Source organism: Clostridium sp. CMCC3677 (genome assembly GCF_023845585.1).
In the GTDB taxonomy this organism is placed as follows: Bacteria; Bacillota; Clostridia; order Clostridiales; family Clostridiaceae; genus Clostridium; species Clostridium aquiflavi.
This window is the reverse complement of sequence record NZ_JAMQHS010000001.1, coordinates 432,216-452,496: the sequence shown is the minus strand read 5'-3', so window position 1 is coordinate 452,496 and position 20,281 is coordinate 432,216. Positions and strand designations below refer to the sequence as shown.

At 28.7% G+C, this 20,281-nt stretch carries 16 protein-coding genes; 4 read left to right on the top strand and 12 right to left on the bottom strand.

Annotated features, from left to right (window positions below; translation table 11 throughout):
- Positions 1-2: 2 nt before the first annotated feature.
- The 3 genes from NG901_RS01810 to NG901_RS01800 all read right to left on the bottom strand — a co-directional run bounded on the left by NG901_RS01810 (position 3) and on the right by NG901_RS01800 (position 2,571).
- Positions 3-770 carry a formate/nitrite transporter family protein gene (locus tag NG901_RS01810; protein ID WP_252211971.1) on the bottom strand — a complete coding sequence of 256 codons (768 nt, stop codon included), beginning with the start codon at positions 768-770 and terminating at the stop codon, positions 3-5.
- Positions 771-863: 93 nt separating this feature from the next.
- Entirely contained in the window at positions 864-1,556 is a 693-nt protein-coding gene (locus NG901_RS01805; RefSeq protein WP_205455220.1) for a Crp/Fnr family transcriptional regulator, read from the bottom strand.
- Positions 1,557-1,617: 61 nt separating this feature from the next.
- Positions 1,618-2,571: a substrate-binding domain-containing protein gene (locus tag NG901_RS01800; RefSeq protein WP_205455221.1), complete on the bottom strand. Its 954-nt coding sequence runs from the start codon at positions 2,569-2,571 to the stop codon at positions 1,618-1,620.
- A gap of 264 nt (positions 2,572-2,835) precedes the next feature.
- On the opposite strand from NG901_RS01800, the gene modA reads away from it, so the two are divergent.
- From modA to NG901_RS01785, 3 genes are read left to right on the top strand one after another with little or no spacing between them, the layout of a single operon-like run.
- A complete protein-coding gene (modA, locus tag NG901_RS01795; RefSeq protein ID WP_205455222.1) occupies positions 2,836-3,657 on the top strand; it encodes a molybdate ABC transporter substrate-binding protein in 822 nt (273 codons plus the stop codon).
- 22 nt (positions 3,658-3,679) lie between these two features.
- Positions 3,680-4,363 carry a molybdate ABC transporter permease subunit gene (gene modB / locus NG901_RS01790; RefSeq protein WP_252211970.1) on the top strand — a complete coding sequence of 228 codons (684 nt, stop codon included), beginning with the start codon at positions 3,680-3,682 and terminating at the stop codon, positions 4,361-4,363.
- A gap of 1 nt (position 4,364) precedes the next feature.
- The gene (locus NG901_RS01785) at positions 4,365-5,414 is read left to right on the top strand and encodes a sulfate/molybdate ABC transporter ATP-binding protein (RefSeq protein WP_252211968.1); all 1,050 of its coding nucleotides are present in this window, start codon (positions 4,365-4,367) and stop codon (positions 5,412-5,414) included.
- A gap of 291 nt (positions 5,415-5,705) precedes the next feature.
- Here NG901_RS01785 and gltA read toward each other — a convergent pair whose 3' ends face one another.
- The 7 genes from gltA to eno form a co-directional block, all read right to left on the bottom strand.
- Positions 5,706-7,097, bottom strand: coding sequence for an NADPH-dependent glutamate synthase (gene gltA / locus NG901_RS01780; protein ID WP_252211967.1), 1,392 nt, complete (start codon positions 7,095-7,097; stop codon positions 5,706-5,708).
- A complete protein-coding gene (locus NG901_RS01775) occupies positions 7,097-7,984 on the bottom strand; it encodes a sulfide/dihydroorotate dehydrogenase-like FAD/NAD-binding protein (protein ID WP_252211965.1) in 888 nt (295 codons plus the stop codon). The genes gltA and NG901_RS01775 overlap by 1 nt, the downstream gene beginning before the upstream one ends.
- Before the next feature lie 359 nt (positions 7,985-8,343).
- Positions 8,344-8,814: an SsrA-binding protein SmpB gene (gene smpB / locus NG901_RS01770; RefSeq protein WP_003373284.1), complete on the bottom strand. Its 471-nt coding sequence runs from the start codon at positions 8,812-8,814 to the stop codon at positions 8,344-8,346.
- A gap of 198 nt (positions 8,815-9,012) precedes the next feature.
- The gene (gene rnr, locus NG901_RS01765) at positions 9,013-11,244 is read right to left on the bottom strand and encodes a ribonuclease R (protein WP_252211963.1); all 2,232 of its coding nucleotides are present in this window, start codon (positions 11,242-11,244) and stop codon (positions 9,013-9,015) included.
- Positions 11,245-11,686: 442 nt separating this feature from the next.
- The gene (locus tag NG901_RS01760) at positions 11,687-13,714 is read right to left on the bottom strand and encodes a sodium-translocating pyrophosphatase (protein WP_252211961.1); all 2,028 of its coding nucleotides are present in this window, start codon (positions 13,712-13,714) and stop codon (positions 11,687-11,689) included.
- A gap of 466 nt (positions 13,715-14,180) precedes the next feature.
- The gene (gene secG, locus NG901_RS01755) at positions 14,181-14,414 is read right to left on the bottom strand and encodes a preprotein translocase subunit SecG (RefSeq protein WP_252211960.1); all 234 of its coding nucleotides are present in this window, start codon (positions 14,412-14,414) and stop codon (positions 14,181-14,183) included.
- 288 nt (positions 14,415-14,702) lie between these two features.
- Positions 14,703-15,998 (bottom strand): phosphopyruvate hydratase, encoded by a 1,296-nt coding sequence (eno, locus tag NG901_RS01750; protein WP_252211958.1) that lies wholly within the window; start codon positions 15,996-15,998, stop codon positions 14,703-14,705.
- A gap of 334 nt (positions 15,999-16,332) precedes the next feature.
- Here eno and NG901_RS01745 point away from each other — a divergent pair, with 334 nt between their 5' ends.
- Positions 16,333-17,730: a hypothetical protein gene (locus NG901_RS01745; protein WP_252211956.1), complete on the top strand. Its 1,398-nt coding sequence runs from the start codon at positions 16,333-16,335 to the stop codon at positions 17,728-17,730.
- 81 nt (positions 17,731-17,811) lie between these two features.
- Here NG901_RS01745 and NG901_RS01740 read toward each other — a convergent pair whose 3' ends face one another.
- Both NG901_RS01740 and gpmI read right to left on the bottom strand, forming a co-directional pair.
- On the bottom strand, positions 17,812-18,396 hold the full coding sequence (locus NG901_RS01740; RefSeq protein WP_252211955.1) for a protein kinase: 585 nt from the start codon (positions 18,394-18,396) through the stop codon (positions 17,812-17,814).
- Positions 18,397-18,591: 195 nt separating this feature from the next.
- Entirely contained in the window at positions 18,592-20,130 is a 1,539-nt protein-coding gene (gene gpmI / locus NG901_RS01735; protein WP_252211953.1) for a 2,3-bisphosphoglycerate-independent phosphoglycerate mutase, read from the bottom strand.
- Positions 20,131-20,281: the final 151 nt, after the last annotated feature.

The window sequence follows — 20,281 nt, the reverse complement described above, 5'->3', positions numbered from 1 at the left end:
CCTTACTTCTTTTTTGATATTAAATAGTATGGAACTGCTAAAAATATAGCTCCTCCAATGATATTTCCAAGTGTTACAACTATGATGTTATATAAATATCCCATTACACTTACATATGCTGCACCTGGTGAAAGTAATCCTACTGTTAAAAGTGTCATATTAGCTACACTATGTTCAAATCCAGCTGTTATAAACACAAATAAACACCAAAATATCATAATTAACTTAGCGACTTCATTCTTACAACGAAAACTACACCATACAGCTAAGCAAACTAGTATATTACAAAGTACACCTCTCATTAATAATGGTAAAAAAGGCACACTCATTTTCACCGCTGAAGTACTAGCAATAAACTCTCCTACTGGACCTGTTGCAAGACCTGTTAAATAAAACATAGCTCCTGTAATTATAGATCCAACTAAATTTCCTAAAAAACAAAGCCCCCAAACTTTAAGTGTATCACTCCAAGTTACTTCACCACTTAAGGATCCTGCTGTCATAACAAAATTATTTCCTGTAAAAAGTTCTGATCCTGCCATTACTACTAAACTAAGTGCTACTCCAAAAGATGCTCCCATAATTACTTTAGTAAATGGTGATCCTGCACTACTTAAAAGTCCACCTATTGTAAATATAAGTATTATTCCCATTCCTACATAAGCACCTGCAAGCATTGAGCTAATAAAATAACCTAATTTATTATTTTTTAGTAAATTAACCTTTGCTTTTGCAGCTACTACTACACTGTTAAATTCTTCACAAAACACCGTATTAAATCTCCCTTCATAATTGCGATTTTAAATTATGCTTTCCATTAATCTAAGTATATATTCTAAAGAATTAAAGCACCGTGATATTAATCACGGTGCTTTAAAAAACTGCGATAATTTTTCCTGATTCCTTACTATTATCTGCTTATTTTTATATTCAATTAAATTTTCATTACATAATATTTTTAATGCCCTAGATATTGTTTCCCTTTTCGAACCTAATAAATCTGCTAAATAGGTAATAGTTATCTTTTTATCAACTACTACTTCACCGTTTTTTTCAATTCCATAATCCTTGCTTAATTTCCACAGTTTTGCACATAATCGTTTTTCCATTTTTATAACGCCTGTTGAATTTTTAATCTGCCTATATAACCTTCTTACTTTCATTGATAATGAGCACATTACATTTTTGGTTAATGTAAAATCCACTTCCATAAGTTTCAAGAATTCCTCTTTATTGAAACTTAAAATTTCTGCTTCTTCGAAAACTTCACAATTAATGGATGATGGTAATTCCTGTATTATAACATCATTAATCATCTTACCTTTTCCTAAAATAAAGATGGCTCTCTTATGTCCACATTCATTTGATTTATACAATGATACTGTACCACTTAATACTACATATAAATTTTTCACATCTTCTTTATCTCTAAAAATATGCCTCCCTGAAGGGTATTTAATTAAAATTCCCATTTCAATAATTTTATTCAAAGAATCATCACATATATTTTTAAAAATTTCTAAATTTCTAAGTTCCTGTATGGTAACATTATTCATAATTCCTCCAAAATATATATTCTAATAATATTTAATATATTTTTTAACTTAATGCTAGCTTTTAAGTTTCGGCAAGAATCTTACCTATATCTCTTAAATCATATTCACCCAATCCTTTGATTTCTTTTTTGAATTTTTTAGATTGAATTATCTCAATTATTAACTTATAAAGTGGATATTTTAAAGAGGATTTTTTTATAATCAAATCATATCGTTCTTCTTGTATAGGTACAAAATCAATCTCACTCACTTGATGGGCAACCTTTTCTATTCCTATCCCTAAGTCTCCATCCCCCACAGCTATACTGCTTGCTACTGCTAAATGAGAAGATTGTTCAAAGTTATAACCTTTAATAGACTCGCCTTCAACATTGTATAATCTTAACTTCTCATCTAACAATACTCTAGTACCTGATCCTTTTTCTCTATTCACTATACTTATATCATTTTTTATTAAATCATTCCATGTTGTTATGTTATGTGGATTTCCCTTAGCTACATAAAAACCTTGTCTTCTATAAGCTAAATTAATTATTATGCAGGGAATTCCTGGGATTAATCGTCTTACATAAGCTGTATTATATTCATTTGTATCACCATCCCAAAGATGTGATGACGATATTGATATCTTATCATTATATAAATCACACAAGCTCGTGTAACTACCAACATTTGAACGTAAAACTCTAATATTATCAGTTTTTTCTTCAATATGACGAGCTAAAACATCTAAAATAATATCTTGTCCTGAAATTATGATATCATTTTCTACTTTAAATTCAGAATTTATATTCACATTATTATTTAAATAGTTGTTTGTGATATTCTTACTATTTCTTGAAGAAGATTTTTGATCATTTATATATTCAAAAACATCTTTTTCATCTATCCTTAATTTTTTTCCTATCTTATATCCAGGTAATTCGCCTCTCTTTACAAGTTCATAAACTGTATTTTTATTTATTTTTAATAATTCTGATACTTCAAGTGCAGTCAATGATCTTTCTGAGTCCACAATTAATCTCCCCCTTGTATAATCTAGTTGTAACATTTCATAGAAAGCTATTTATCTTTCTAACGAATATTTCACTTCTTATTAATTTTATCATTAAGAAATAATAGTTGCTATAAAATATTATGTTTACCAAGGAAAATTTTGTTATTTTAGCAATTATGTTGTTGAATCAATTCTTAAATAATGGTAAAATTATTAAAAATATACAAAACAGTGTAAAACTCAATAAAACTATACAAAACAATGTTAAAAGGGGAGATATTTATGAAAAACAAAATTTTAATCGCATTATTAGCAGTTACATCTTGTATCGTATTACTTTCAGGATGTGCAAAAAAGGAAACAAAAAATAGTTCTGCTCAATCTAACAACTCTGAAAAAATAGAACTTAACATTTCAGCAGCCGCTAGCTTAAAAGAAGCTATGGCTGATATTCAAGAAAAGTTCAAATCTATTGCACCGAATGCTGATCTTGTTATAAATTATGGTTCATCAGGTTCTTTACAACAACAAATCGAACAAGGTGCTCCTTGTGATATCTTTATTTCAGCTGGTCAAAGTCAAATGAAAAAATTAGATGAAGAAAATTTATTACTTGAATCTACAAAAAAAGATTTAGTAAAAAATGAATTAGTTCTTATTGGTCCTAAGTCTACAACTATTACTAGTATAAATGATTTAAAAACCGATAAAGTAAAAAAAATTGCAGCTGGTGAACCATCAAGTGTACCTGCTGGAAAATATGCTGATGAGACTTTCAATAATTTAAACATAAAATCTGATATAGAATCAAAATTAGTATTTGCAAAGGATGTAAAAGAGGTACTAGCATGGTCAATATCCGGTAATGCTGATGTTGGATTTGTTTATTTAAGCGATGCTTTAAATAATAAAGATGCTAAAATAATTGAAACTATTCCTGAAACATGCCATTCTCCTATTACTTATCCTATTTCTATAGTAAAAAATACATCAAAATCAGATGTTACAAAACAAGTTGATACTGCAAAACAATTTGAGGATTTTTTGTTTACAGATGATGCTAAAAATATTTTTGAAAAATATGGCTATAAATCTATAGACTAATTAATTATGAGGAGGAATTAATATGGGTATGGACCTTTCACCATTATGGATATCTTTAAAAACATCTTTAGTTGCGACATCTCTTACCTTTGTATTAGGTATTATTGTTTCATACTGGATAGCAAATTTTAATGGAAAACTCAAAGGATTACTTGATGGTTTATTAAATTTACCATTAATTCTTCCTCCAACTGTTGTTGGGTTCTTTTTACTTCTTATATGTGGTAAAAATGGATTTATAGGAAAGTTATTTTTAATATTTGATAAATCTTTAATATTTTCTTGGACAGCCACAGTAATAGCTGCAGTAGTTGTCTCTTTTCCAATGATGTATAGAACAACTAGATCTGCCTTTGAACAAATAGACACTAACATCATTTCAGCTGCTAGAACACTGGGATTAAGTGAATTACAAATATTCTATAAAATTGCTATTCCATTATCTTGGCCTGGAATAATAGCAGGGTTAGTATTATCTTTTGCTAGAGCTATGGGGGAATTTGGTGCTACTTTAATGATTGCAGGTAATATCCCTGGAAAAACTCAAACTATGCCACTAGCAATATTTTTTGCAGTGGAAGGTGATGACATGCAGAAAGCCCTTTTATGGGTTATCATAATCGTATCACTATCATTATTTATGATTATTTTATTAAATTATTGGTCAGACTTACAACTTAAACTCATTGGAAGGAGAATTAAGTAATATGTCTTTATATGTAAACATAAAAAAAGAATTATCTTCAATTTCTTTAAATGTAGAATTTAATCATAAAAAAGGAATATTAGGATTTCTAGGGGCATCTGGTTCAGGTAAAAGTATGAGTTTAAAATGTATTGCTGGTTTAGACAAGCCTGAACAAGGAAAAATAATATTAAATGATACTATTCTATTTGATTCAAAAAAAAACATATCTATTTCATGTAAAAACAGAAAAATAGGTTTTTTATTTCAAAACTATGCTTTATTTCCTAATATGACTGTTGAAGAAAATATTAAAGTTGGACTATTAAATTCAAAAAAAGCTAATGTTAATAATTTGGTTAATAAATATATAAATAGATTTGGATTAAGTGGATTAGAAAAAAATTATCCTTGGCAGTTATCTGGTGGGCAACAACAAAGAGTTGCTTTAGCTAGAGCTTTAATTACTTCTCCGGATATACTACTTTTAGATGAACCTTTTTCAGCTTTAGATCATCACCTTAGACATAACATGGAAAAAGAATTATTGTCTATTCTAAAAAATTATGATGGTACTGTTATTTTTGTTACTCATGACATAGAAGAGGCCTATAGAGTATGTGATAATATAATTGTCTATGATAATGGTACTGCTCTTAATATGAGAGAGAAAAAATCATTATTTAATGCTCCAAAATCGCTTGCCGAAGCAAGATTAACTGGCTGCAAAAATATATCTCATATAAAAATAATTGATAATAATAAAATCTATGCTGAAGACTGGGGACATGAATATATTATAAAATCTAATTGTGATATAAATAATATTAGTTACATTGGTATAAGAGAACATAATATAACATTATGTAATGATAAAAATATTGCTAATACATTTCCTTTTATGGTTGAAAATATAATAGAAAATCCATTTGATTACACAATATATCTTAAAAATCCTAATAAAACAACTTCTAACTTAATAAACTTTAGGCTTACTAAAGATCTCATTAATTTTCACAAAGGAGATTTAATATATCTTACATTTTCTACTGATGATTTATTCTTATTTTAAGATTATCTAAAATTAAGATATATCACTTATTTAATGATGCTTAACTAAATTTCAAGCTTTTTAGTTAATAGTACTGAATTTGAAAATTTTGATTAAAAACCCTAAAAATTTTCTAAAAATACATATTTTAAAATCCCTGTACATTGAAAAAGAGGATTCACATTTTAATGAATCCCCTTTTATAGATTAGGCTCTATTTTAAATATGTGTATATATCAATACGCTACTAAAGCACAGCCATAAGTTAAAATAAATGTAATTTGATACAACCATTTTTATTTTACTAAATATTTATTTACTTTGTAAATATTCATCTATAGCTTCTGCTGCCTTCTTACCAGCACCCATTGCAAGTATTACTGTTGCAGCACCTGTAACAGCATCTCCACCTGCATAAACACCTTCTTTAGTAGTTAAGCCATTTTCATCTGCAACTAAACACTTCCACTTATTAACTTCTAATCCCTCAGTTGTTGAAGAAATTAATGGATTTGGTGAAGTTCCAAGTGACATTATTACAGTATCTACATCCATAATAAATTCTGATCCTTCAATTTCAACTGGTCTTCTTCTTCCAGATGCATCAGGTTCCCCAAGTTCCATCTTAACGCACCTCATACCATTAACCCATCCATTTTCATCTGTTAAGATTTCTTTTGGATTAGTTAATAAATCAAAAATTATTCCTTCTTGCTTAGCATGATGAACTTCTTCAATTCTTGCTGGAAGCTCTGATTCACTTCTTCTATATACTATATGACTTTCAGCTCCAAGTCTTAATGCAGTTCTTGCAGCATCCATAGCAACATTTCCGCCACCAACTACTGCAACTTTTTTACCATTCTTAACAGGAGTATCATATTCATCTAAATATGCTTTCATTAAGTTAACTCTTGTTAAAAATTCATTTGCAGAGAATACTCCATTTGCATTTTCTCCATTTATACCCATGAATTTAGGAAGACCTGCTCCTGATCCTATAAATACGGCTTCAAACTTTTCATCTTCAAAAAGTTCATCTACAGTTATAGTTTTTCCTATTATAACATTAGTTTCAATTTTAACACCTAATTTTTTAATGTTTTCAACTTCATTTTTAACTACTTTTTCCTTTGGAAGTCTAAATTCAGGTATACCATATTCTAAAACTCCACCAGCTTTATGTAAAGCTTCAAATATAGTAACATCATATCCCTTTTTAGCTAAGTCTCCAGCACAAGTTAATCCAGAAGGACCACTTCCTATTACTGCAATTTTTTTACCATTTGAAGGAGCTGTTTCACTTAAGTCGATATTGTGTTCTGCAGACCAATCAGCTGTAAATCTTTCTAGTTTACCAATTGATACTGGTTCACCTTTTATTCCTAATACACACTTACCTTCACATTGGCTTTCTTGTGGACATACTCTACCACATACAGCAGGAAGTGCACTATATTTTGCAATTTCCTTTGCTGCATCTTCAAATTTATTATCTTTTATATGTGATATAAATCCTGGAATATTGATAGCTACTGGACATCCTTCTATACATTTAGGATTCTTACAATTTAAACATCTTGAAGCTTCTTTTTTAGCTTCTTCTTCATTATATCCTAAACATACTTCTTCAAAGTTTGTTGCCCTAACTTTTGCATCTTGTTCTCTTACAGGAACCTTAACCATTCTATCTTTCATATCCATTATTTATCACCTCCGCAACCACAGCCACCATGACTATGAGTATTTCCTTCTTCAACCTTTAATTGTGCTCTACCTTCTTCACTCTTATACATAGCTTGTCTTCTCATTGATTCATCAAAATCAATTAAATGTCCATCAAATTCTGGACCATCAACACAAGCAAATTTAACTTCATTTCCAACTGTAACTCTACAAGCACCACACATACCTGTACCATCTACCATAATAGGATTTAAGCTAACAGTTGTTTTAATTCCAAGTTCTTTAGTTAATGCTGCCATAAATTTCATCATTATCATAGGTCCAATAACCACTGCATGATCATACTTCTTTCCGTCATTAACTAGGCTTTGTAAACAATCAGTAACTCTACCATTAAATCCATAACTTCCATCGTCTGTTGATATATATAAATTTCCTGCAACCTTTTTCATTTCTTCTTCTAATATTAAAAGTTCTTTATTTCTAGAACCAACTATAACGTCTACATTAATACCATTTTCGTGCATCCATTTAACTTGAGGATAAACTGGTGCAGCACCAACTCCACCTGCTACAAAAATAATATTTTTCTTTTTTAATTCTTCTAACTCTTCATGAATGAATTCAGTTGGTTGTCCTAAAGGTCCAACAAAGTCACTTACATAATCATTAACTTCATATTGTGCTAATTCCTTTGTACTTTTTCCAACAGTTTGAAAAACTATTGTTACTGTTCCTTTTTTACTATCATAGTCTGCAATAGTTAAAGGAATTCTTTCACCTTTGTCATCATTTTTTATTATTATGAATTGACCAGGTTTTGCTGATTTTGCTACTCTTGGAGCTTCTATATCCATTAAAAAAATATTATTTGTAAGCTCTCTTTTACTAACTATCTTATACATTTTTGTTCCCCCTGTTCAGATTTTATATGCATACTATAAATATACACTAATTGGATAATTTTTTAAAATGTTTTTTGAAATTTTACTTAATTAATATTTTATTTTACTAAAATGTATATTTTTTAAATATTTTCTATTTATTTATAATTTTTTGTTTTAAATATGTGTTGATATATGTAATAGGTAAAGTGGAACTATAATCATTTTAGTGTTCCTAAGTTCAATTACTCCGTCCATTTTGCATATACATATATCAACACTCTGCTAAAACATAATCTAAAAATAAAAAACTAACTTAATAAAATTCAAATAAAATTCCATTAAATTAGTTTTTTATTATATTTTAAATAAACATCTCTCTAATATCTACTTCTTTCTTTTAAAGCTCTTTGCATTTCTCTATTATGAGCTTTTTCTAACATAGAATCTCTTTTATCATAATCTTTCTTACCTTTACAAATACCCAAAGCTACTTTAACTTTCCCAGCTTTTAAGTATAATGTTAATGGAATTAAAGTATATCCATCTCGAGATACTAGACCTGCTAGTCTATGAATTTCTGATTTGTGTAATAATAATTTTTTTTCTCTTAAAGGCTCAACATTAAATATATTGCCTTGTTCATACGGACTTATATGCATACTTAATATAAAAATTTCACCATTTCTAATATCTGCATAGGATTCTTTTAAATTAGCTCTACCATTTCTAATAGATTTTACTTCCGTCCCAACCAATGCAATACCAGCTTCAATAGTTTCTTCTATAAAATACTCATGTCTTGCTTTTCTATTTTCTGCTAAAGTATTTGAACTTTTTTTTCTTACCATTTAATCACCCACAAATAATCATAAATTTTAATGTATAACTCTATTTTAACAGAGTGTTGATATGTAAATAAGTAAAGCTACTCTGATTACATATACCAACACACATTTAAAACATAGCCTAATGTATAATTTAGGTTTCATACTAACTCTTATATAAAATTATAATATAAGTAGTATTTTTAATCAATTAATAGATATTTAACTAAGAATGGGCTCTTCCTCTGAAGATAAAAGTTCCTTTATAATTTCTTTACTATTTTTCTCTTCTTTATCTTCTTTATCTTCATCTATTTTTGTTGACACTAGTTTAAAATAAATTTCTCTATTATCTATATCAACCTTAACACATTTTACTGTTACTTCGTCTCCAAGTTTATGCATATTTTTTGTCTTTTCACCAATTAACGCTAAGTGTGCTTCATCAAATATATAGTAATCATCATCTAGCTCAGTAACATGAACTAATCCTTCAATAGTGTTTGGTAATTCAACAAACATTCCAAATGATGTAACAGAGGATATCATTCCAGTAAATTCTTCTCCTATTTTATCAAGCATATACTCAGCTTTCTTTAAATCATCAACTTCCCTTTCTGCTTCTTGAGCTACTCTTTCCTTTTCAGATGATTGTTTTGATGCTACATCAACTATTGGTACTAATTTTTTAAATCTTGCATCATCAATTTCTCCATTAAGATGTTCTTTTATTATTCTATGAATTTGTAAGTCTGGATATCTTCTTATTGGAGATGTAAAGTGACAATAATACTGTGCAGCTAATCCAAAGTGACCTACACATTCTGGTGCATAACGTGCTTGCATCATTGATCTTAATAATAATGTACTTACTATTGTTTCTTCTTTTTTTCCTTTAACTTGTTCTAATATACTTTGTAAAGTTTTTGGATTTACATCTTCACTCCAATTAATTTTATATCCTAAATTATATATAAATTCTTTAAATTTAACTAACTTTTCTTCATCTGGATTTTCATGAACTCTATATACAAAAGGAAGTTTACTCCAGAACATATGCTCAGCAACTGTTTCATTACAAACTAGCATAAATTCTTCTATAATTTTATTAGCTATTTCACGTTCATATGGCTTTATATCTATTGGTTTTCCCATTTCATCTAAGATTATCTTTGATTCTTCAAAATCGAAGTCAATTGCTCCTCTTTTCATTCTCTTATTTCTTAATATTAAACAAAGTTCTTCCATTAACTTAAAATCTTCACAAAGATAATCATATTTTTTTATTAATTCTTCATCATTATCTCTTAATATCTTAGTAACATCAGTATATGTCATTCTTTCACTTGTTTTAATAACACTTTCCATTATCTCATGGTCTACGACTGTTCCTTTATTATTTATTACCATAAAGCAACTTAATGCTAACCTATCAACCTTTGGATTTAATGAACATATCCCATTAGATAATTGTTTAGGTAACATAGGAATAACTCTATCTATTAAGTAAACAGATGTAGCTCTTTTCAAAGCTTCCTTATCTAATATATTATTTTCTCTAACATAATGAGTAACATCTGCAATGTGAACTCCTAATTTAAAGTTTCCATCTTCCAATTTTTCTATAGATACAGCATCATCTAAATCTTTAGCATCTTCTCCATCTATAGTTACCATTCTAAGATCTCTTAAATCTACTCTTCTTTTATATTCTTCAGGCTTTATAGTTTCTGGAATTTGTTCTGCAAATTTTAAAACTTTTTTACTAAATTCTTCTGGTAAACCAAACTTTCTTATAATTGTTAAAATATCAATACCTTTATCGCCTTTTTTACCTAATACTTCTTTTATTAATCCTTCTGGACTTCTTTTTCTATCAGGCCATTTAGTTATTTCTACTATAACTACATCACCATTTTCTGCTCCATTTCTATCCTTTTTAGAAATAAAAATATCTTGAGTAATTCTTGTATCTTCTGAAACAACAAACCCAAAGTTTTTATTATCTTCATATATTCCTACTATTTTAGTTGTATTTCTTTCAAGGATTTTATAAACTTCGCCTTCTCTTTTTTTAGTATTTGAGTTTTCCCTTGTTATTTGAACTTGTATTTTATCTCCATTTATTGCTCCATTCATACATGAACTTGGGATAAATACATCATTTTCTCCTTCTACATCTGGTATTAAAAATCCAAATCCCTTTGGATGTGCTTGAAGCCTTCCAGTAATTAAGCCTACACTCTCTGCTATTACTCCTACACTCTCTGCTATAATATATTTATTTTTTTGAGTACTTGAAATCAAGCCTTCATTTTCCATAATTTTTAATATCTTTTTGAAATCACCATATTCATGTGATTTTATATCAAAAACAAGAGCCAACTCTTCAATAGTCATTGGATTATATGCAGGTTCTTTCATAAAACTTAATAATGTTTCTTTTATTGTCATGACACGTCCTCCTGTTATCTTAACTGATAGCAAATATTTCTATTATATTAAGTATATACTACCACAATAACATTTTATAATATATATTTTTTATAATTATCTTTAGTATTTGCTTATAAATTAAAATTTATTTGATTTTAAGAAAAAAAGACTGCAAATTATTAATTTGTAATTAAATTTAACTCTGTTTTAAATGTGTGTTGATATATGCAATAGGTAAAGTGGCATTGTAATTTAACTTTGAGAATTCTCAATGAGTATTGTCACATTTACTGCTTGTCTCAATTTTATATTGGGAGCAAGCTAAAATGGGACTATACTCATTTTAGCATTCCTAAGTTCAATTACTCCGCTCACTTTGCTTATGCATATATCAACACTCTGCTAAAACAGAGCCTTAAATTTAATTTGCAATCTTTTTAATTTATTTTAAACTAATTATTTATTTGATAAATAGGTTTATCAAAACTCCACCATATTTTAATATTACTGGTGCAAATACTACTGAAACTATTGTCATAAGTTTTATTAAAATATTCATAGATGGGCCAGAAGTATCTTTAAATGGATCTCCAACTGTATCTCCAACAACACCTGCTTTATGAGCATCACTGCCTTTTCCACCATGTACTCCACTTTCAATGTATTTCTTAGCATTATCCCATGCTCCACCAGCATTTGCCATCATAATTGCTAGCATAACGCCTGTAACTACGCCACCACCAATTAGACCTGCAAGAGCTTCTGTTCCTAATAATATCCCAACTAATAATGGTACTAATATAGCTAGTAATCCTGGAACAATCATTTCTTTTAATGCTGCATTGGTTGATATTTCAACACATTTTGAATAGTCAGGTTTTTGTGTTCCTTTTAATATTCTATCATCTTCTCTAAATTGTCTTCTTACTTCTTCAACCATTTGAGTTGCAGCTTTTCCTACAGATTCCATAGTTAATGCACCAAAAAGAAATGGCAACATACCACCAATTAAAACACCTACCAATGTCAATGGATTAAGTAAATTTATAGTTTCTAGATTTACTATTTGTGAATATGATGCGAAAAGTGCTAATGCTGTAAGTGCAGCTGAACCTATAGCAAAGCCTTTACCTATAGCTGCTGTTGTATTACCAACAGAATCTAATTTATCAGTTATTTCTCTAATACTTTCGTCTAATTCACACATTTCTGCTATTCCACCAGCATTATCTGCTATTGGGCCATATGCATCAACTGCAACAGTTATAGCTGTTGTTGAAAGCATTCCTACAGCTGATAAAGCTATACCATATAATCCTAACGCAGTATCTTTTGCTCCACCTATTGCAAAAAATGATATTATTATGCCTATAACAATTAGTAATATAGGTATAACTGTTGATCTCATTCCAACTGATAATCCTGCTATAATATTTGTTGCAGCACCTGTTTCTGACTCATTTGCAATGAATTTAACTGACTTGTAATCAGCAGAAGTATAATATTCAGTAATTTTACCAATTAGTAGCCCTACAAGTAATCCAGCTATTACAGGTAAGAAAATTTTGTAGTTTCCAAGTAAAGATTTACAAGCTATAAATCCTACTATTAATACTATTACACCTGAAATTGTACTACCTAAATTTAAAGCTTTTTGTGGATTGTCTCCTTTATATGATTTTACAAATATAATTCCTATCAATGATGCCAAGATGCCTATTGACGATAAAACTAAAGGAAAAATTACTATTTCTTTTCCCCATGCACTAACCAATACAGCACCTAGTGTTATTGCAGATATAATTGAACCAACATAAGATTCAAACAAATCTGCGCCCATACCTGCAACGTCGCCAACATTATCACCAACATTATCAGCTATAACCGCTGGGTTTCTTGGATCATCTTCTGGAATGCCAGCTTCAACTTTACCAACTAAATCTGCTCCGACATCAGCTGCTTTGGTATAAATCCCACCACCAACTCTTGCAAATAAAGCAATAGAGGATGCACCTAATCCAAATCCAGTTATATACTCTACATTTAAATCAAATACAATTGAAAAAATACTTAATCCAATTATACCTAGTCCTACTACACATAATCCCATTACTGTTCCACCTGAAAAAGCAACTGATAGTGCTTCTTTTATTCCTGATTTCGCAGCTTCAGCTGTTCTAACATTAGATTTTACAGCTATTCTCATGCCAATATAACCTGCTATAATTGAAAATAGTGCACCAACAACAAATGCTATTGCTGTTTTATAATTTAAAAATACTAGTATAGCAATAGCAACTACTACTATAAACACACATAAGTAAGAATATTCTTTTCTTAAAAAAGCCATTGCGCCTTCTTCAATGTAACCAGAAATTTCAATCATTTTTTCATTTCCAGGGCTTTTTTTCAAGATATCCTTTGCTAAAAAAATGACAACAATAAGAGCAATAAAACCAGCAATTAATGAAACGTATAATAGATTCATACATTTCCTCCTTATATTTTATTGGTTTTCGTATATCATTTATTCTTATGTATAATTTTTGTATTTCATGACAACAAAATAATTTTATTTGTCTATTTAGTATACATTATTATATTATATGTCTATTAGTACAAAATCTTAGTTTCATATTTTATTTAAGTAAAGAACTCTTAATTTTAAGTTAAGCCTTTAGCATATAGACTTTTAGATTTTAAATATCTTATATTTTACTATACATAAAAAATCATTAAGGCTACTTTATCACAATTCCTTTTACATATTTTATATTGGTATTCTTTAATGTAATTATTTTTATTTTAATCTATGTTTATATATATGCAATAGGTTAAATATCATTGCAATTTAACTTTTGCAATTCTTAATCATATATTGTTATATTTACTGATTTTATAATTTTCTAAAAAAATAAAAGTAAGGACTACTTCTCATTAAGTAGTCCTTACTTTTATTTCATAAAGTTTAATATTAATGTATTAAGTGCAAATAATGCTGTAAAAATCCAAGTTAATCTTACAAGCATTACTTCCTTAGTTCTTGCTTTATTTTTTGAAAAGAATGTATCTTTTGATCCACCTTGTATTAATCCACTTAAAGCATCAGCTTTACTAGGTTGCATAAATATAGTTACTACTATTAATAAACCTAATAGTACTTCTACACCCATTAACATACTTCGCATAGGTAATCCCTCCTATATAGTTAACTCGTTACAAATAATATATCTATTAAAATTGTAACATAACATTTATTTTATTACAACTTTTTATTAATGTAAAGCTTCTAAATTTATACAGAATAAATCTTTTCAAATCCAAATTTCTAATATATAAATAATACTTAATTCCTGTTGGTATTGCCATTATTTGAATTAACATCTTCTAGAAATTATAAAACTAAAAAACAGCTACAAATTGCAGCTGTTTTTTAGTTTTGTTAGATGCTATATATCTTATTTCGTTTTATAAATTTATTTTTTTATATTAAAAAATGCTTTTCTTCCTCTATATTCGGCTACATCTTCTAACTCTTCTTCTATTCTTAACAATTGATTGTATTTTGCAACTCTTTCAGATCTAGCTGGTGCACCTGTTTTTATTTGACCTGCATTAACTGCAACAACTAAATCAGCAATTGTTGTATCTTCTGTTTCTCCTGATCTATGAGAGATAACAGCAGTATATCCTGCTCTATTAGCCATTTCTATTGCATTTAAAGTTTCAGTTAAAGTACCAATTTGATTTAACTTTATAAGAATTGAATTACCTGCACCAAGCTCTATTCCCTTTTCTAATCTTTCAGTGTTAGTAACAAATAAATCATCACCTACTAATTGAACTTTCTTTCCTAGTCTTTCAGTTAATAATTTCCATCCATCCCAATCTTCTTCTGCCATACCATCTTCAATTGAGATTATTGGATATTTATTTACCCAATCTTCAAAGAAGTCAACCATTTCAGCTGATGTTAATGTTTTTCCTTCATTTTCTAATACATATTTTCCATCTTTATAATATTCAGATGATGCTGCATCTATTGCAATAAATATATCTTCGCCTGCTTTATATCCTGCTTTTGTTATTGCTTCTATGATTACATCAATAGCTTCTGCATTTGATTTTAAGTTAGGTGCAAATCCACCTTCATCACCAAGACCAGTAGCATATCCTTTATCTTTAAGAGTGTTCTTTAATGTATGATATACTTCAGCACACATTCTTAATGCCTCACTAAAACTTGTCGCTCCTACTGGCATAATCATAAATTCTTGCAAATCTACTGAATTATCAGCATGAGATCCTCCATTTATTATGTTCATCATAGGTACTGGTAGTACTTTTGCATTTACACCACCAACATATTTATATAAAGATAATCCTAATGCATTAGCAGCAGCATTTGCAACAGCTAATGACACTCCTAAAATTGCATTAGCACCTAATTTTCCTTTATTATTAGTTCCATCTAATTCTATAAGCATTTTATCTATATATGGTTGATCAAATACATTACAACCTACTAAAGCTTCAGCAATTGTTTCGTTAACATTTTGTACTGCGGTTAATACACCCTTACCTAAGTAGTTAGCTTTATCTCCATCTCTTAGTTCTACAGCTTCATACATACCAGTTGAAGCACCTGATGGTACAGCAGCTCTTCCCATTGTTCCATCTTCAAGATATACCTCTACTTCTACAGTTGGAAAACATCTTGAGTCTAATATTTGTCTTGCAACAACGTCTATTATTTCTAAGTAATCGTTCATTTAATTACCCTCCTTTGAATTATATAAAGTTATTTGATAATGTTTATCAATATCATTTTAATATATAAAACATAAAATGAAAAGATTTTTTTTAATTACCTTAATATTATTGCTAATATTCAACCCTAATATTCAAAAAACATTTTTAAATATTTTTTGCACTAATCTATGTTTTAAGATGTGTTAATATATTAAATTACTCTATTCACTTTGCTTATGCATATATCAACATCCTTCTAAAATACAACCTTATATTTTAAAGTTTATTTTGGTACATATAGGAGTTATAAGTCATAATTTGTTAGTAAATAATATTATAGGAGCTTGTATCTATATGATTACATTATCAGCTATTCACTGGGTCTACTTAGTATTTATAGGATTAATCTTACTGTCTGTTATACTAAAAAAAGATATTTCAATTATATGTATAATAGGAATATTAGTAATAGCATTTATGATTAAATTTTCCATTTCAGAATCTATTATGTCTGTTTTCAATGGTTTTCTTTATGCAATCAAAGAATTACTTCCTATAATACTCATAATTTCCGTAATTACTGCTCTTAGTAATCTTCTTTCTGTAACTGGAATAAATGAAGTTATGATTTCTCCTTTAGCTAAATTAATAAAAAATAAAGTATTAGCGTATTGGATTATTGGTATTTCAATGATGATAATTTCATGGTTTTTCTGGCCTTCTCCAGCCGTAGCACTAATTGGAGCTATTTTAGTTCCAGTAGCAGCAAAAGCAAGCTTACCTAAATTAGGTGCTGCAATTGCTATGAATATATTTGGACATGGTATTGCTTTATCAAGTGATATCATAATACAAGGTGCTCCAAAAATAACTTGTGACGCTGCTGGCATAGCTATTAATGAGTTTATGCCATCAATAATAATTCTAGAGTTAGTTATGGGATTTACTACAAGTATTTTAGCTTTTTATTTTATAATGAAAGATATTAAAAATAATAACCTTAATTCAATAAGTGATAGTACAGATTTAGAAACGGATTTTAAAGAGGATTTTAAAGATAATATATCTAATTGGAAGAAAAGATTTTTAGCTTTTCTAGTGTTATTTTCTTATGCACTGGATGTTACTTTTATGTTTTTACTATCTATTAAAGGTGAGAATGCAACTTCATTAATTGGTGGAACCACTTTATTTTTATTACTTATAATCTTTTTAAGTATATTTAAAGATATAAAAAAAACTCAACTAACATCTTACTTAATAGATGGTTTTCAGTTTGCATTTAAAGTTTTTGGTGCTGTAATTCCTATTGCTACATTTTTTTATTTGGGTGGTAGTGGTTTTGAACAAATTATAGGACATTCCTTATCTAATAACTCTCAAGGAATAATTAATGATTTAGGTGTTGCTCTTTCCAATGCTGTTCCTTTAAATAAAATCATTGCAACATTTACCGTTTCTGGTGTTGGAATATTAACTGGATTAGATGGTTCCGGTTTCTCTGGTCTCTCCCTTGTTGGTTCATCAACTAGGTTATTCTCTTCATCTCTAGCGCTAAACTCATCTCCATTAGCAGCTTTAGGTCAAATCTGTACAATTTGGATTGGTGGTGGAACTTTAATACCCTGGGCATTAATTCCTGTTGCTGCCGTCTGTAAAGTATCCCCATTTGAGCTAGCAAGAAAAAACTTTCTTCCTGTTACAATAGGATTAATTACAACTGTGCTGTTTGCTTTAATTTTTCTAATCTAAAAATAAGACTATGTTTTAAAATAAAAATTACCGTTAATCTAAATGATTATATTATCAGTTAGATTAACGGCTTTAATTTTTTTATTTTTCATTGTCAAAATACCTGTCGAATTTAATGCTCCATTGATTTGCTTTGTTTTTATCTATTTCCTTAATGCCCTCAAGAAATTCATCTAAAACACCAATTCTTTTTAGTCCTTTCATTAAGTGTCTTGGATAATCTACTTTTCTAGAATATGCTTTTTTAGGATCAATTATCATTAGCTTTTCATCTTCAGATACAAATATATCCTTACATCTAGTATCAAGTTTAGTAAATTTAAGTTTTTTAAACTCTGTTAACAAATTATATATCTTTTTTATTAATTTTTTACTTAAACCATTTTTCTTAATATAGTAATCTAATCTTTCTCCATCAACTATTTCTCTTACTACATATAGTTTACCTCTTTTATAAAGTCTAGGAAAATATTTTGAACCATTTGTTCTATACAATATACCTCCCTCATCCTTACATACTTTTTGTGTCAAGAAAATTTTTACCACTTTATTTCCTGGTAATTCATAAACTATTCCGTTATTTCCTTGACCAAGATATTTCCCTTCTTTAAATAATTTTTCTGTCTTTTCATCAAAATCAGCAGAATAAGCAAAATTTCTTTTCATTTCATCAACCCTAAGCCTTTTTTATAAATATATTATATAAATTCTAACTTTATGCAAATAAAAAAATCTCTCTCAACTAAAAAAGCTTTCTATAATCAGGTTTTATCATATTTAATAGTAAAAATTTTCTATAATTTTATGTACAAAAAAGAGCTTAATAAGTTATACTTACTAAACTCTTTTAAAAATCATTTATTATTTAGTTGTCACTAAATTTTTCCCTGTCATTTCAGCAGGAACTTCTAGTCCTAATTGATTTAGCATTGTTGGAGCTATATCTGCTAGCTTACCATCTTTTATAGTTTTTCCTTCTGTGTTATTTGCAACCCAAACAAAAGGTACTGGATCTATTGTATGAGCTGTAAATGGATTTCCTGTTGAGAAGTCTATCATAGTTTCAGCATTACCGTGGTCAGCTGTTATGAATAAACATCCATCTTTTTCTAACATTTTGTTAGCAATTTTTCCTAAGCATTCATCAACAGATTCTATAGCTTTAACAGCTGCTGGAATAACCCCTGTATGTCCAACCATATCTGGATTTGCAAAGTTTAAAATTACCATATCATATTTATCTGAATCTAATCTATTTAATAACTCATCAGTTACTTCGTATGCACTCATTTCTGGTTTTAAATCATATGTAGCAACTTTAGGTGATGGAATAACAACTCTTTCTTCACCTGGATTTTCTTTTTCAACTCCACCGTTAAAGAAGAATGTAACATGAGCGTATTTTTCAGTCTCAGCAATTCTCAATTGATTTAATCCTTTTGAACTTACATATTCTCCAAGAGTATTAGCTAAAGTTTGAGGCTTATAAGCTACTTCAACACCTTCTAAAGTCTTGTCATATTGAGTCATTGTTACAAAAGTAAGATTTAAAGTTTCTCTCTTAAATCCATCAAATACTTTATCATTAATAGCTCTAGTTATTTCTCTTGCTCTATCTGGTCTAAAGTTAAAGAATATAACTGAATCTCCATTTTTTATTGTTGCTGTTGGAACTCCATTTTCTAAAACTACTGTTGGTAAAACAAATTCATCAGTTTTATTATCATGGTAAGATTTTTCCATTGCTTCTACTGCACTATTAGCAGTTTCACCTTTACCTAATACTAATGCATTATAAGCAAGTTCTACTCTTTCCCATCTGTTGTCTCTATCCATAGCATAATATCTACCACTTATAGTAGCTATTTTACCTACGCCAACTTCAGCCATCATAGCTTCAGTTTTTTCTACAAATTCTTTACCTGATGATGGTGCAACGTCTCTACCATCCATAAATGCATGAACATATACATTTTGAATCCCTTCTTTTTTAGCGAATTCTAAAAGGCCTCTTAAATGTTCTATGTGTGAATGTACTCCACCATCTGATAACAATCCCATTAAATGTAATGTAGAATTATTATTTTTAGCATTAGCCATAGCTTTCATTAAAGATTCATTTTCAAAGAAATCTCCATCTTTAATAGCTTTAGTAATTCTAGTTAATTCTTGATATACTATTCTACCAGAACCAATATTTAAATGACCTACTTCTGAATTTCCCATTTGTCCTTCTGGTAATCCAACTTCTAATCCACTTGCTTGTAATTGTGATGCTGGATAATTTTTTACTAATCTATCAAAATTAGGTTTTTTAGCTAAGCTTACAGCATTTCCTTCAGATTTTGGTGCTATTCCAAAACCATCTAATATCATTAACATAACCGGTCTTTTTGACATATTCCTATCCCTCCAGATTTATTATTAAAATATCATAATATACTAATATTATCTTTTATTCTCTATATTTTTAACCATTTTAATTATATTATTTTTTTAGATGTATTGCAACTTATAAAACTGTGAAGATTATATCTCCTTTAATGTATAT

Excerpts from the sequence above, each read along its gene's own strand:
- secG (WP_252211960.1), bottom strand. The coding sequence starts at position 14,414 with ATGCGAAGTATGTTAATGGGTGTAGAAGTACTATTAGGTTTATTAATA.
- modB (WP_252211970.1), top strand. The coding sequence starts at position 3,680 with ATGGGTATGGACCTTTCACCATTATGGATATCTTTAAAAACATCTTTA.
- NG901_RS01760 (WP_252211961.1), bottom strand. The coding sequence starts at position 13,714 with ATGAATCTATTATACGTTTCATTAATTGCTGGTTTTATTGCTCTTATT.
- NG901_RS01745 (WP_252211956.1), top strand. The coding sequence starts at position 16,333 with ATGATTACATTATCAGCTATTCACTGGGTCTACTTAGTATTTATAGGA.
- rnr (WP_252211963.1), bottom strand. The coding sequence starts at position 11,244 with ATGACAATAAAAGAAACATTATTAAGTTTTATGAAAGAACCTGCATAT.
- NG901_RS01775 (WP_252211965.1), bottom strand. The coding sequence starts at position 7,984 with ATGTATAAGATAGTTAGTAAAAGAGAGCTTACAAATAATATTTTTTTA.
- NG901_RS01740 (WP_252211955.1), bottom strand. The coding sequence starts at position 18,396 with ATGAAAAGAAATTTTGCTTATTCTGCTGATTTTGATGAAAAGACAGAA.
- NG901_RS01785 (WP_252211968.1), top strand. The coding sequence starts at position 4,365 with ATGTCTTTATATGTAAACATAAAAAAAGAATTATCTTCAATTTCTTTA.
- gpmI (WP_252211953.1), bottom strand. The coding sequence starts at position 20,130 with ATGTCAAAAAGACCGGTTATGTTAATGATATTAGATGGTTTTGGAATA.
- modA (WP_205455222.1), top strand. The coding sequence starts at position 2,836 with ATGAAAAACAAAATTTTAATCGCATTATTAGCAGTTACATCTTGTATC.
- gltA (WP_252211967.1), bottom strand. The coding sequence starts at position 7,097 with ATGGATATGAAAGATAGAATGGTTAAGGTTCCTGTAAGAGAACAAGAT.
- eno (WP_252211958.1), bottom strand. The coding sequence starts at position 15,998 with ATGAACGATTACTTAGAAATAATAGACGTTGTTGCAAGACAAATATTA.
- NG901_RS01805 (WP_205455220.1), bottom strand. The coding sequence starts at position 1,556 with ATGAATAATGTTACCATACAGGAACTTAGAAATTTAGAAATTTTTAAA.
- smpB (WP_003373284.1), bottom strand. The coding sequence starts at position 8,814 with ATGGTAAGAAAAAAAAGTTCAAATACTTTAGCAGAAAATAGAAAAGCA.